A 13,483-nucleotide genomic window follows, 5' to 3' on the forward strand; every position below is an offset into this window, starting at 1 on the left:
GGAGATGTGTTTCAGCAGTGCAAGACTGGGTCCCACAGGGAGATGTGTTTCAGCAGTGCAAGACTGGGTCCCACAGGGAGATGTGTTTCAGCAGTGCAAGACTGGGTCCCACAGGGAGATGTGTTTCAGCAGTGACAGGCTGGTTTCCACAGGGAGATGTGTTTCAGCAGTGACAGGCTGGTTTCCACAGGGAGATGTGTTTCAGCAGTGACAGGCTGGTTTCCACAGGGAGATGTGTTTCAGCAGTGACAGGCTGGTTTCCACAGGGAGAGATGTTTCAGCAGTGACAGGCTGGTTTCCACAGGGAGATGTGTTTCAGCAGTGACAGGCTGGTTTCCACAGGGAGAGATGTTTAAGCAGTGACAGGCTGGGTTCCACAGGGAGATATGTTTCAGCAGTGCAAGACTGGGTTCCACAGGGAGATGTGTTTCAGCAGTGACAGGCTGGTTTCCAGAGGGAGGCATGTTTAAGCAGTGACAGGCTGATTTCCACAGGGAGATGTGTTTCAGCAGTGACAGGCTGGGCTCCACAGGGAGAGATGTTTCAGCAGTGACAGGCTGGGTTCCACAGGGAGATGTATTTCAGCAGTGACAGGCTGGGTTCCACAGGGAGATGTGTTTCAGCAGTGACAGGCTGATTTCCACAGGGAGATGTGTTTCAGCAGTGACAGGCTGATTTCTACAGGGAGATGTGTTTCAGCAGTGACAGGCTGGGCTCCACAGGGAGAGATGTTTCAGCAGTGACAGGCTGGTTTCCACAGGGAGATGTGTTTAAGCAGTGACAGGCTGGGTTCCACAGGGGCGAGATGAACTCCTACTGTGGGAGCTAGCCTGCTAGCGATGGCGTCCTCACAGGCTACACAGATTTACGCCAGACGCTGGCCAACCAGGGCTGCTGCTCCCGCGGCAAACCCGCCGGCCGGAAGTAATGCTCAAGCTCGACAAACCCCGCCGCCGTCAGCAACCCGCGCCACGCCTCAAGGTCGTGATACGAGCCATAACGCGGCCCATTCCAGCCCTCACGGTTATCCCCACGCGGATTCGAGCTGAATAACACGCCACCGGGTTTCAGCGTGCCATGAAGCTGCTTGAGCACTCGCGGCAGTTCCTGCAACGGCACATGAAACAACACCGCGTTGGCAAAGATCCCGTCGAAGCGTTCAGCCGGAAGATCAAGCTTCAGAAAATCCTGCTGCAAGACTTCGCAACCGCTGTCCTCACGCGCCATCCGCGCAAACTCCTGCGAACCATCGAGCCCGACTGCGACGTGGCCCATACGGGTGAACGTCTGCAAATCGCGCCCCGGCCCGCAGCCGAAATCGAGGACAGTGAACGGTGCTGCACCTTGAATGTGCCGCAACAACGCGTCGATGTTCTGGCTGACATCGTGATCGCGGGTGCCTTCACGGAAGTCTTCGGCCACCGAGTTGTAGTGGCCGAGGGTGGTGGCGGTGATCTGTTCCAGATCGGTCGGGGTCTGTTTCATGGTCGGGGCTGCGCGGGAGATAGAGGTTCGGCGAATATACGCTATCGCTAGCAGGCTAGCTCCCACAGGGAAACGCATTCCAGCTGTGGGAGCTAGCCTGCTAGCGATAGCAATTGCCGAGTAGATGAGATTTTGCTTCAGCGCTTGTTCAATCCTCGCGCCAGACGATCCCCGCCCAGCTGAATCACCGCGACCAGCGCCACCAGCAACACAATCACCGTCAACATGATCTGGCTGTCAAAACGCTGATACCCGTAGCGGTAAGCGATATCGCCCAATCCACCGGCACCAATCGCCCCGGCCATCGCCGACGAATTAATCATCGTCACCAGGGTGATGGTGAACCCGCCGACAATCCCCGGCAGCGCTTCTGGCAGCAGCACATGCCAGACGATGTGCCAGCGTCGGCAACCCATCGCTTGCGCGGCTTCGACCAAGCCGTGATCGACCTCACGCAGACTGACTTCGGCAATTCGCGCAAAAAACGGCGTGGCCGCAATCGTCAGCGGAACCACCGCAGCCCACACGCCATAAGTAGTGCCAACGATCAGCCGTGTAAACGGGATCAGCGCCACCATCAGAATCAGGAACGGGATCGAACGAAACAGGTTCACGAATGCACCCAGGGCGCGATTCAGCACCGGCGCTTCATAGATCCCGCCCTTATCGCTGGTGACCAGAATCACCGCCATCGGGATTCCCACCAGCAACGCGATCAGCGACGACACGCCGACCATCAAAAACGTGTCGATAAACCCCTGCAGCAAGCGATCAAACCACATAGCCCAATACCTCCACTCGTTGCGCCCACTGCGCGGCGCGCTGACGCAATTCTTCGGCGGCGAAAGACGAACCGCTCACCGCCAGCAGCAATTGCCCCAATGCATGGCCCTGAATCCGTTCGACGCCGCCTTGCAACAACTTCACCCGACCGCCCAGCGCCGCGAACAGTGCAGCCAGATCGGGTTCATCACTGGCACTGCCGGTGAACTGCAAACGCAACACCACAGCCGCATCCAACGAAGGCGATTGCACCTGCAAACGGCTTTTCAGCTCTTCCGGCAACGCGTGTTGTAGCGGCGCGAGCAAGGTCTGGCTGACTTCATGTTGCGGGTTGCCGAACACTTCCCAGACCGGGCCTTGCTCGACCACGCGACCGTGTTCCAACACCACCACGCGGTCGCAGATTTCGCGGATCACCGCCATTTCGTGAGTGATCAGCACGATGGTCAGGCCCAGGCGTTTATTGATCTCGCGCAGCAGGCCGAGGATCGACTGGGTGGTCTCTGGATCGAGGGCCGAAGTGGCTTCGTCGCACAGCAGAATATCCGGGTCATGCACCAGCGCCCGGGCGATGCCGACGCGCTGTTTCTGCCCGCCGGAAAGCTGCGCCGGGTAAGCCTTGTGCTTGTCTTGCAGACCGACCAGTTCCAGCAGTTCTCGAACCTTTTGTTCGCGTTGTTGCTTGGGTACGCCGGCAACTTTCAGTGGCAACTCGACGTTCTGCCACACGGTCTTGGCCGACATCAGATTGAAGTGCTGGAAGATCATGCCGATCCGTCGGCGCAGTGCCACGAGGCGATCTTCATCGAACTGACCGATATCCACTTGATCGATCAGCACCCGGCCCGAGGTGGGTTGTTCGAGGCGGTTGATGGTGCGGATCAGCGACGACTTGCCGGCGCCGCTGCGGCCGATGATGCCGAACACTTCCCCGCGCTGAATCGCCAGGTCGATGCCTTGCAATGCGGCGACCGGCCCTTGCCGGCCCTCGTAGGTTTTACCCAAGCCAATGAAGCGCACGTGGGCGCGGTTCAACTCTGGGTGCAGCTCGGTTTGTTCAGCATTCTTTGGCTCTGGAATATCCAGTCGCCGTTGGATCGCGGCCGTCATGCTCAGCTTTCCCATCCGGCCTGGTACAGCTTGCCGTGGGCCTTATCCAGAGCCGCGCGAACGGCCGGGGAATGCTGGTAGATGTCGACGAATTTGATCAGGCGTGGATCGGTTTTGCTTTTCGGCTGGATCACGAACTGGATCACGTATTCCTTGTGGTCGAGGCCGTCGAACAGCAGTGCCGAACCGGCATCGAAAGTCTTCGCCAGACGAATGTAGGCCGGGTAGCCCTGCACCAGATCAGCATCGTCATAGGCACGCACCAGTTGCACCGCTTCGACCTGGAGGATTTTGATCTTCTTCGGGTTGGCGATGATGTCTTCTTCGGTGGCCTTGTAGCCGACACCCGGTTTCAGGGTGATCAGCCCGGCCTTGGCCAACAGTTGCAGGCCGCGACCGCTGTTGATCGGGTCATTGGCGATGGCGACGCTGGCGCCTTCAGGCAATTCGTCGAAGCTTTTGTATTTCTTCGAGTAGAGGCCGACGTTGTTGATGATCCCCGGAGCGAATGGCACCAGATCAAAACCGGCGGCAGCCTTGGCGTTTTCGAGGAACGGGATGTGCTGGAAGTAGTTCACGTCGATATCGCCGGCAGCGAGGCTGACGTTGGGTGCGATCCAGTCGGTGAACTCCACCAGCTCGACTTTCAGGCCTTGTTTGGAGGCTTCTTCGACAGCGGCTTCCAGCGGAATGGCGAAGGCGGCGGTGGTGCCGATTTTCAGCGGGGCGTCGGCGGCGAAGGCTGCCGAACTGAAGAGGCCGAGGGCCAGGGCCAGTGCTTTGACTGGGAGGGACAGGCGTTTCTTGGTCATGGTGGGTTCCAGTCAGTGCATGAATTTTGTGGTATCTGTTCAGGCCTCATCGCTGGCAAGCCAGCTCCCACAGGGATATATGGTGCTCACAAAACCTGTGGGAGCTGGCTTGCCAGCGATGCTTTTTAGTGGCGGTAAGTGGCGCCGGTGTGTTGCTCGGGCAGATGCGCTTCACCGTGAAACAGCTTCTCGCGCAGGCTGCCGTTGTCGTACTCGGTCTTGTACGAGCCACGCCGTTGCAGCTCCGGAATCACCAGTTCGATGAAATCCACATAGCTTTCCGGGGTAACAATGCGAGTCAGGTTGAAGCCATCGAGGCCGGTTTCAGCGATCCACGACTCCAGTTCATCCGCCACTTGTTCGGCTGAGCCAACCACGGTGATGTAACGCCCGCCGAGGGCGTGTTGTTCCAGCAATTTGCGGCGGGTCCAGTCGTTGTTTTGCAGATTCTTCGTCGCCGACTGGATCGCGTTGCTCTTCACGTACTGGATCGGTTCGTCGATTTCATACTGGGAAAAATCGATGCCGGTGGATGCCGAAAAATGCGCCACGCCGGCCTCGGCGCTGGCGTAACTCAGGTACTCGGCATGCTTGGCCCACGCCGCTTCTTCGGTTTCCCCGACGATCACGTTGAGGCCCATGAACACCTTGATGTCCTCGGGGTTGCGACCCGCCTCGACCGCGCTGGCGCGCACTTTATCCACTTGCACCTTGGTCGACGGTTTGTTCTGACCGCTGATGAACACGCACTCGGCGTGACGTCCGGCGAACAGCAAACCGCGATCCGAACTGCCGGCCTGAAACAGCACCGGCGTGCGCTGCGGCGAAGGCTCGCAGAGGTGATATCCCTCGACCTGATAGAACTCACCCTTGTGCTCGACCTTGTGCACTTTTTCCGGCTGGGCGTAGATCCGCCGCTGCGGATCGTTGAGCACCGCGCCGTTTTCCCAACTGCCTTCCCAGAGTTTGTAGAGCACCTCCAGGTACTCGTCGGCCTGATCGTAGCGACGGTCGTGTTCGACCTGTTCACGCATGCCCATGGCTTTCGCGGCGCTGTCCAGATAACCGGTGACGATGTTCCAGCCGACCCGGCCGCGACTCAGATGATCGAGCGTCGACATGCGTCGGGCGAACAGATACGGCGGCTCATAAGTGAGGTTGGCGGTCAGGCCGAAGCCGAGGTTTTTGGTCACCGCAGCCATCGCCGAAACCAGCAGCAACGGATCGTTGACCGGGAGCTGGATCGCCTCTTTCAGCGGCACATCCACCGAGTCCTGATAGACGTCGTACACGCCGACGATGTCGGCGATGAACAAACCGTCAAACAGCCCGCGCTCCAGCAATTGCGCCAGTTCGGTCCAGTATTCAATCGTGTTGAAGCGCGTCGAGGTGTCACGCGGATGCGTCCACAGTCCATGGTTGATGTGGCCGATGCAGTTCATGTTGAACGCGTTGAGCAGAATCTTCTTTTTCGCAGCGGCCATTAGATGGTCCCCCGCAGCGGAGGGTTTTCATCGTTGAGGTAATAATTGCCCACCGCGTGATACTTCCAGCGCACCGGGTCGTGCAGGGTGTGCACGCGAGCGTTGCGCCAGTGGCGGTCGAGGCCGTGTTCAATCAGGGTGGCCTGACTGCCGGCCAGTTCGAACAAAGTGCTGCCGGCGGCCAGGGAAATTTCGGTGCTGATCGCCCGTACTTCGGCGACGGCAATCGAGGCCGCCGCAACGGTCTCGGCATTCGGTTCGGCTTGCGCGACGTCGAGGAATTCCCCGGCGCGTTCGAGCAAGGCTTCGGTGGCGTGCAGACGAATACTCAAGTGGCCGAAGCTCTTCAGGGTCAACGGATCTTCAGTGGCCTTGTCATTGCCGGAGTCGATCCACGGGCGAGTTTTGCTGCGTACAAAGTGCAGGGCATCTTCGTAAGCTGCGCGGGCGATGCCGGTGTCGATGGCGGCGTGCAGAATCTGCGCGAGCGGGCCGACGGTGGTTGGACGCTCGAACGCGCTTTGGAATGGCAGCACATCTTCAGCCGCGACGTAGACGTCTTCGAACACTACGGAACCGCTGCCGGTGGTGCGCTGGCCGAAGCCGCTCCAGTCGTCGATCACGGTCAGACCTTTGCTGTCACGCGGGACGAAGGCCAGTTGCTGCACGCCGTTTTCATCGACCACCGAGGTCGGGATGCGCTGGGCGTAGATCGCCCCGGTCGCGTAGAACTTGCGACCGTTGATGCGATAGCCATCGCCATCGCGCTTGAGGCTGGTGACACGGTCGTGAGCGGTTTTGGTACCCAGTTCCGCCAGCGCATTGCCGAAGCGCTGACCGGCGAGGACCTCGGCGTACAGCCGTTGTTTCTGCGCATGGCTGCCGTTCACTCGCAGCACTTCGAGCGCATAAAAATGATTCTGTGGAATCTGCCCGAGGGAGCCATCCGCCTGAGCGATCAGCGCGATGACTTTGGCCAGGGTCACGTTGGACACGCCGGCGCCGCCGTATTCCTTGGGCACGCTGATGCCCCACAGGCCCGAGCGGGAAAACACGTCCAGCTCCGGCAGTGGCAAGCGGCGCTCACGGTCGCGTACGGCGCTGTCACGTTTGAAATCTTCGGCCAGGTCGCTGGCGACGATCAGGGCTTGTTCGTCGCTGGTGATGACCGCGACGTGTTGAGAAATTGTCATGTGTTTCTCCAGAGATCTGGTCAAAAGTGTTCTGGTTGTCAAATCCAGGAATGGCGAGCCGGCAAAGTACCGTTCAGGCGATAGGCGCCAACCGCGTGATATTTCCAGCGCACCGGGTCGTGCAGGGTGTGCACCCGGGCGTTGCGCCAGTGGCGGTCGAGGTTGAATTCGGCGAGGGTGGCGCGGCTGCCGGCCAGCTCGAAAAGCTTTTCGCTGGCGAGCAAAGAGATTTCGGTGGTCAGCACTTTGGCTTCGGCCACGGCAATCGAGGCGCGGGCGGCCGATTCGGCGGTCAGCGGTGCGGCATGCACTTGATCGAGCACTTGCCCGGCCTTGCGCAGCAGCGCTTCAGCGGCGTGCAGTTCGATTTTCAGTTTGCCGATATCGGCGATCACGTACAGGTCATCGCTGGCGCGCTCGACCTTGGCGTCGATCCACGGGCGGGCGCGGGTTTTGACGAAGTGGATGGCGTCGTCGATGGCGCCACGGGCGATGCCGGCGTCGATGGCCGCCTGAATCAGCTGCGACACTGCGCCTTGGGTGTTGGGGCTTTCGTTGATCTTCCAGTTGTCGACGACAAGGCTTGATTCGACGCGCACGTTGTTCAGCAAAATCGTGCCGCTGGCGGTGGTGCGCTGGCCGAAGCCCGACCAGTCATCAACGATGCGCAGTCCCGGGGTGCCACGGCGGACGAAGGCCAGCACTTGCTTGCCGTCATCGTTGAGTGCCTTCACCGCGACCCAGTGCGCAAACAGCGCGCCGGTCGAATAAAACTTCTGGCCGTTGATCACGTAGTCATCGCCGTCAGCGGTGATTCGCGCTTTCAGTTCGAGGGTGTTTTTGGTGCCGCGTTCAGGCCCGGCATTACCGATGCGCCAGCCTTCGAGCACGCTCTGGAACAGCTGTTTTTTCTGTTCCTCGGTGGCGCTGCCGAGCACCAGATTGATGATGCCGAACTGGTTCTGCGGGATCTGCCCAAGCGCCGGATCGGCGGCGGAAATGATCGCGAACACCTCGGCCAAAGTAACGAAGGAAACCTGCGGGCCACCGTATTCGCGCGGGATGGCAATGCTGCCCAGACCGCTACGGGTGAACTGTTCGATTTCCGACCACGGTAGTTTGCGCTGGCGGTCACGTTTGGCGGCCTGTACACGGGCGACTTGCGCCAGATCGTGAGCAGCCTTGATGGCTTGCGCGTCGTTGCGCAAAACCTGCGCGGGCAACAACAGCGGGGCGATGTCCAGATCACTCTGAACGTTTGCGTCTGCCAGACTGGACATCAGTGCCGCTCCTTGGCTGCACGCAATGCCCTGGCGATCTGCACTGGGGTGATTGTGTTCCGGACCATACCTACCTCACATCTCATGAAAAACGCCGCAATCAGTGCGGCGAACGAAAACAAGAATGTCCGGTGGTCCGGTGCATATACCCTAAGCGCGTATAAATATTAAATAAACTAACTTTTAGGAATATGTATAGAAGGGGTGATGGTCTGGTTGGTTAAGAACTTGTCTGGTGTGTGAACGCGAACCTGTGGTGAGGGGATTTATCCCCGTTGGACTGCGCAGCAGTCCCGTTTCCGGGGTCGCTTCGCAACCCAACGGGGATAAATCCCCTCACCACAGAAGCTCCCTTGCCACAGGGGAATGTTCAGTTCTTGAGGGTTTCGGCGGCTTTCAGTTGTGGTCGCAACGGCACTTTCAGATAAGGATTGCCACAGCCGATTTTCACTGTCCGAGCAGGTGCCCAGCGCGAGTTGTTGCCGACCCGGTCGAGGATGCAATAAGTCACGTCCAGCCGCAGATCCTCACCGCCCTCGACGATGATCGCCGAGGGCACCCAGACCTGAATCGTCTGTCCGATATCCGCTGCCGTAATGCGTGGCAGATCCATGCGCACATCGCCCCAGCGCAAGGTGATTTCGTCGTCCTCGGCCATGTTCACATAGGGCTCGATGGTCAGCGGAACACCGCGCTTGATCTGGTTCGGGTTCACGCCCTGGCGGCGGATCGTGTCGGGCAGCGTCACTGGCGCCAGTTGCTGGTTTTCGTCACTGCTCAAAGTGGATGGCTGGCCACCGGGGCAATCGAGTTTGACCTGCACCGCAGTTGTGGCCGACAACGCCGGCTCTTGGCCGATTTGCATGACACGGTAGTGGATCTGCGCAGCGCCGCTGGCGATGAAGCTCTCTGGCACCCGCAGGCTGATCGATGTCGAAACGTCTTCGGCGCTCAGCACGCGAGAAGCGACGTAGCAGCTGTTCCAGAACAGTTCGATCACGTCGCCGACGTCCATGTCGGGGTAGGGCATGACGTCGATCAGCAGATGCGCGGCGGCCGCGAGGTTGATGCCGTTTTTTTGCGCTGGCGCCAGGCTCGGCGCTGCCAGTTCGGGGGTATGCGAAGTGTGGGTCATCGGTTTCTCTCCTTGAAGCGTCGCAGCGAAGTCCGTTTCTGAAAAAAAAGGCGTGAATTGTCAGGCAATAAACTCGCAAACTTTTGTTCGGGTTTAATACAGGTCTGTTTATTGGAATGGACGCCGGTTGGCGACTAGATAAGAGTGTGCGGGAAGGGGAGTCAATAGAGCGGGTTAGTTAATCCTTGAATTACGGATCAATCAGAAATTTCCTACGCTTGTTAGGCATTAGGCTTAGGCCGGCTGCCGATTGGAACTACGTATCTCGAGGGTTTTCGACCTTTAAAATACTTGGGTTATCGAATGCCACTGTTGTAGGTGGCGGTTTTTTTTGGGCGGATTCTATCTGTTGCAGAACATATATATGTACCGCATTGGACACGAATGGTTTGATTATGTTGAAAGGGGAAGTTGTAAGGCGAAGAAGGTGTAACTTCCATCCGTGGAAGTTAACGGGTGTTGCAGTGAAAGTTTTCAGGCGTGATTCAAAAACTTGCTGAGAAACTGTTTCGTACGCTCTTCTTTCGGATTGGCAAACAATGCCTTGGCTTCACCTTGCTCGACGATCACACCCTTATCGAAAAACACCACACGGTTGGCCACGTCACGGGCAAAACCCATTTCGTGAGTGACGATCACCATGGTGCGTTTCTCTTCGGCGAGACCGCGAATGGTCGCCAGCACTTCACCGACCAGTTCCGGATCGAGCGCCGAAGTCGGCTCATCGAACAGGATCACTTCCGGCTCCATCGCCAGTGCCCGGGCTATCGCCACGCGCTGTTGCTGACCACCGGAAAGACGACGCGGATAAGCATCTTCCTTGCCCGTTAGACCAACCTTGGTCAGCAGCTTCTTGCCCAGAGCAATGGCTTGCTCGCGCGGCATCTTCTTGACCACGATCGGCCCTTCGATGACGTTTTCCAGTGCGGTGCGGTGAGGGAACAGGTTGAAGTTCTGGAACACGAAGCCCACGTGCTGGCGCAGGTTACGCACCAGACTCTGCTGCTGGTTCAACGGGCGGCTGGTATCGATCTCGATATCGCCGACCTTGATCCGGCCGCTGGTGGGTTGTTCGAGGAAGTTCAGGCAGCGCAGGAAGGTCGTCTTGCCCGAACCGCTGGGGCCGATGATCGCGACCACCTCACCTTCCTTGACCTCAAGATCGATGCCGTTGAGCACGACCTGATTCTTGAATTGCTTGGTCAGTTTTTCCACGACAATCATGGGGTCAGGACTCCTGGTCATGCCGATTGACCCGCTCTTCCAACTTGTTCTGGAAGTGCGAAAGCACCGTGGCCAGAATCCAGTAGATCAGCGCGGCGGCAAGATACATGGTGAAGACTTCGAAAGTCCGGGCGGTAATTAGCTGCGCCTGACGGAACAGTTCCGGCACCTGAATGGTGGCAGCCAGCGCAGTGTCCTTGACCAGCGAAATGAAGCTGTTGCCCAGCGGCGGCAAAGCCGTGCGCATGGCTTGCGGCAGGATGGCCCGACGCAAAGTCTGCGCACGGGTCATGCCGATGCTCGCAGCGGCTTCCCACTGACCGCGTTCGATCGAGCTGATCGCGGCGCGGAGAATTTCACAGGCGTAGGCAGCCATGTTCAGCGAGAAGCCGATCAGTGCCGCTGGTAGCGGATCAAGTTCGACACCCAATTGCGGCAAGCCGTAATAGATCACGAACAGTTGCACCAGCAACGGCGTGCCGCGAAAGAACGACACGTAGATGCGGGCCAGCCAGCTCACCGATTTGAAGCGCGACAGGCGCATCAATGCCAGGCCAAAGCCCAGCACCAAGCCGAAGAACATGCCGCCGAGGCTGAGGACTACCGTGAAGTACGCGCCCTTGAGCAGAAAGGGCGCGGAGTCCAGTGCGAGTTGGAAAGCTTCTTCCATTATTTAGTGACGTCTGCGTTGAAGTATTTCTTCGACAGCTTTTCAAGAGTGCCGTCAGCACGCAGTTCGTCGAGGGCTTTGTTCAGGGCTGCCAGCAGTTCAGGCTCGCCTTTGCGCACGGCGATACCGGATTCCTGACGCGAGAAGGCTTCGCCGGCGGCTACGGTTTTCGGGGCTTTCTTGGCGTATTCAAGCGCGGCCAGACGGTCGATCAGGATGGCGTCGGTACGGCCGTTGTTCAGGTCGGCGAACTTGGTCGGATCATCGTCGTAGGTACGCACGTCAGCGCCCAGCACGTTTGCGCGGACCCATTGTTCGTAGTTGGTACCCAGGCCTACACCGACTTTCTTGCCGGACAGGTCAGCGGCGGTCTTGATGTTCAGCGCGGCTTCTTTGCTCTTCAGCACCAGCGCCTGAATCCCGGAGACGGTGTACGGTTCGGAGAAGTCATACTTCTTCTTGCGCTCGTCGGAGATGGTCACCTGGTTGACCACGATGTCCAGACGCTTGGATTCCAGCGCGGCGAGGATACCGTCCCACTTGGTCGGCTGAACCTTGGCTTTGACACCGAGTTTTTGCGCCAGGGCTTCGGACAGCTCGACTTCGAAACCGGACAATTTACCGTCGGCATCAACGAAGCTGAACGGTGGATAAGTGCCTTCCAGGCCGACGTTGATAACGCCTTTGTCCTTGATCTGTTGCAGCTGCTCACCGGCGACTGCCTGGCTGATCAGGCCGGCGCTCAGCGCCAGGCCCAGCGAACCTACCAGCAGATTGCGACGTAGTGCGGAAAAATTCATGACAAGCCCCTGTGTTTTCTTATGGAAGACGCTTAAGGAAGTTGGCGAAATCGCGATTCTAATGACTGCGTCATCGTGCCCTAAAGCAGCTTATGCGTCTCTCGCGAAATTCGCCTGCGGCGAGACTATATGATGTCTTCGTTAGACTTGAAAATACTTAATATTTAAATTGATATTCTTTATTGGAATATGTCGCGTTTCTATTGTGGTGAGGGGATTTATCCCCGTCCGGCTGCGCAGCAGTCGCAAAACCATGCGACTACACCTGCATTGAAGAACGCTGGGGGCCGCTCCGCGACCCAACGGGGATGAATCCCCTCGCCACAAGGGTTTCTGCTATCTCAAGGATCAGCTCGACAGTGAGTCTTTATAGGCAAACAACGCCGGCGCCCCGCCGGTATGCAAGAAGATGATCGGCCCCTCGTCAAACCGCCCACGGCCAATCCCGTCGAGCATCCCGGCCATGGCCTTGCCGGTATAAACCGGATCAAGCAGCAGACCTTCCTGACTCGCCAGCAGTTTCACCGCCGCCAGCGTCCCGGCATTTGGTTCGCCATAACGCGGGCCGAAATACTCGTCCCACAACTCGACCTTGAACCCAGACGGCAACTTCACGCCCAGCAGATCGGCAGTACGTTCGGCGAGGCCCTGGACTTTCGGACGCTGATCCTCTTCGCTGCGCGATACGGTCACGCCGATCACCGGCAATTGCGGCAAGGCTTCGCTCAGGGCCAGCGCCAGACCGCTGTGGGTACCGGCACTGCCCGAGGCCAGCACCACGGCGGAAAATGTCAGGCCGGTGTCCTTGATCTGCTCGGAGAGTTCCAGCCCGGCACGCACGTAACCCAGAGCACCGAGTGCGTTCGAACCACCGATTGGCACCAGATACGGTTTCTTGCCGTTGTTGCGCAGGCGCACGGCGAGGGCGGCCAGTTGCTCGTCGGCGTTATCGAGGTTTTCCACCAGTTCGACCTTGGTATCGAACAGATCCAGCAGCAGGCGATTGCCGTTGCCGGTGTAATCACTGTCGTCGGTGCCCAGCGGATTTTCCAGCAGGGCGACGCAGCCGAGGCCCAGTTTCGCTGCCAGCGCGGCGGTCTGGCGGACGTGGTTCGATTGCAGCGCACCGGCAGTGATCAGCGTGTCGGCACCTTGCGCCAACGCATCGGCGGCGAGGTATTCGAGTTTGCGCAGCTTGTTGCCGCCCATGGCCAGCGGCGTCAGGTCATCGCGCTTGATGTACACCTCGCGACCGAGCCAGGTGGACAGGCGTTCGAGTTTTTCCAGAGGCGTGGGTTGGCCGAGCAGTTCGAGACGGTTAAAGCGTTCCAGCTGTTGTTTGATCATGAGTCCGTACTGGCGGAGGAAGATCTCAGGACTATAGGCACGCCGATTTATCGGGGCAACCGTCAATCGCTTATAGCCAAATGAACTGAGGCCAGCACTATCGGTTCTTAATTCGCCTTCACGGCCATGCCGTAAAGTAGGCGCCGTTGACGCGGCCAGA

General features: G+C 58.7%; 12 protein-coding genes. All 12 read right to left on the minus strand.

Going from position 1 to position 13,483, the window contains the following annotated elements:
* Nucleotides 1-855: 855 nt before the first annotated feature.
* Nucleotides 856-1,485 carry a class I SAM-dependent methyltransferase gene (locus ACIOZM_RS06635; protein ID WP_401210970.1) on the minus strand — a complete coding sequence of 210 codons (630 nt, stop codon included), beginning with the start codon at nt 1,483-1,485 and terminating at the stop codon, nt 856-858.
* 137 nt (nt 1,486-1,622) lie between these two features.
* Nucleotides 1,623-2,267, minus strand: a complete 645-nt coding sequence (locus ACIOZM_RS06640) for a methionine ABC transporter permease (protein WP_401210973.1) — start codon at nt 2,265-2,267, stop codon at nt 1,623-1,625.
* Nucleotides 2,257-3,378: a methionine ABC transporter ATP-binding protein gene (locus ACIOZM_RS06645; protein WP_401210976.1), complete on the minus strand. Its 1,122-nt coding sequence runs from the start codon at nt 3,376-3,378 to the stop codon at nt 2,257-2,259. The genes ACIOZM_RS06640 and ACIOZM_RS06645 overlap by 11 nt, the downstream gene beginning before the upstream one ends.
* Before the next feature lie 2 nt (nt 3,379-3,380).
* The gene (locus ACIOZM_RS06650) at nt 3,381-4,190 is read right to left on the minus strand and encodes a MetQ/NlpA family ABC transporter substrate-binding protein (protein ID WP_401210978.1); all 810 of its coding nucleotides are present in this window, start codon (nt 4,188-4,190) and stop codon (nt 3,381-3,383) included.
* Between the two features lie 125 nt (nt 4,191-4,315).
* Entirely contained in the window at nt 4,316-5,674 is a 1,359-nt protein-coding gene (locus tag ACIOZM_RS06655) for an LLM class flavin-dependent oxidoreductase (RefSeq protein WP_401210981.1), read from the minus strand.
* Entirely contained in the window at nt 5,674-6,867 is a 1,194-nt protein-coding gene (locus ACIOZM_RS06660; RefSeq protein WP_401210983.1) for an SfnB family sulfur acquisition oxidoreductase, read from the minus strand. The genes ACIOZM_RS06655 and ACIOZM_RS06660 overlap by 1 nt, the downstream gene beginning before the upstream one ends.
* Before the next feature lie 38 nt (nt 6,868-6,905).
* Nucleotides 6,906-8,147, minus strand: a complete 1,242-nt coding sequence (locus ACIOZM_RS06665) for an SfnB family sulfur acquisition oxidoreductase (protein WP_401210986.1) — start codon at nt 8,145-8,147, stop codon at nt 6,906-6,908.
* Between the two features lie 370 nt (nt 8,148-8,517).
* Complete coding sequence (locus ACIOZM_RS06670) at nt 8,518-9,282, minus strand: hypothetical protein (RefSeq protein WP_401210988.1); 765 nt, start codon at nt 9,280-9,282, stop codon at nt 8,518-8,520.
* Nucleotides 9,283-9,756: 474 nt separating this feature from the next.
* Nucleotides 9,757-10,506 (minus strand): L-cystine ABC transporter ATP-binding protein TcyN, encoded by a 750-nt coding sequence (gene tcyN / locus ACIOZM_RS06675; RefSeq protein ID WP_401210990.1) that lies wholly within the window; start codon nt 10,504-10,506, stop codon nt 9,757-9,759.
* 4 nt (nt 10,507-10,510) lie between these two features.
* Nucleotides 10,511-11,176 (minus strand): cystine ABC transporter permease, encoded by a 666-nt coding sequence (gene tcyL, locus ACIOZM_RS06680; protein WP_401210993.1) that lies wholly within the window; start codon nt 11,174-11,176, stop codon nt 10,511-10,513.
* Nucleotides 11,176-11,976, minus strand: coding sequence for a cystine ABC transporter substrate-binding protein (tcyJ, locus tag ACIOZM_RS06685; protein ID WP_401210996.1), 801 nt, complete (start codon nt 11,974-11,976; stop codon nt 11,176-11,178). Before tcyJ ends, tcyL begins: the two co-directional genes overlap by 1 nt.
* 348 nt (nt 11,977-12,324) lie before the next feature.
* Nucleotides 12,325-13,323, minus strand: a complete 999-nt coding sequence (locus tag ACIOZM_RS06690; RefSeq protein WP_401210998.1) for a D-cysteine desulfhydrase — start codon at nt 13,321-13,323, stop codon at nt 12,325-12,327.
* Nucleotides 13,324-13,483: the final 160 nt, after the last annotated feature.

This window comes from Pseudomonas sp. NPDC087346, assembly GCF_044744235.1.
GTDB lineage: Bacteria > Pseudomonadota > Gammaproteobacteria > Pseudomonadales > Pseudomonadaceae > Aquipseudomonas.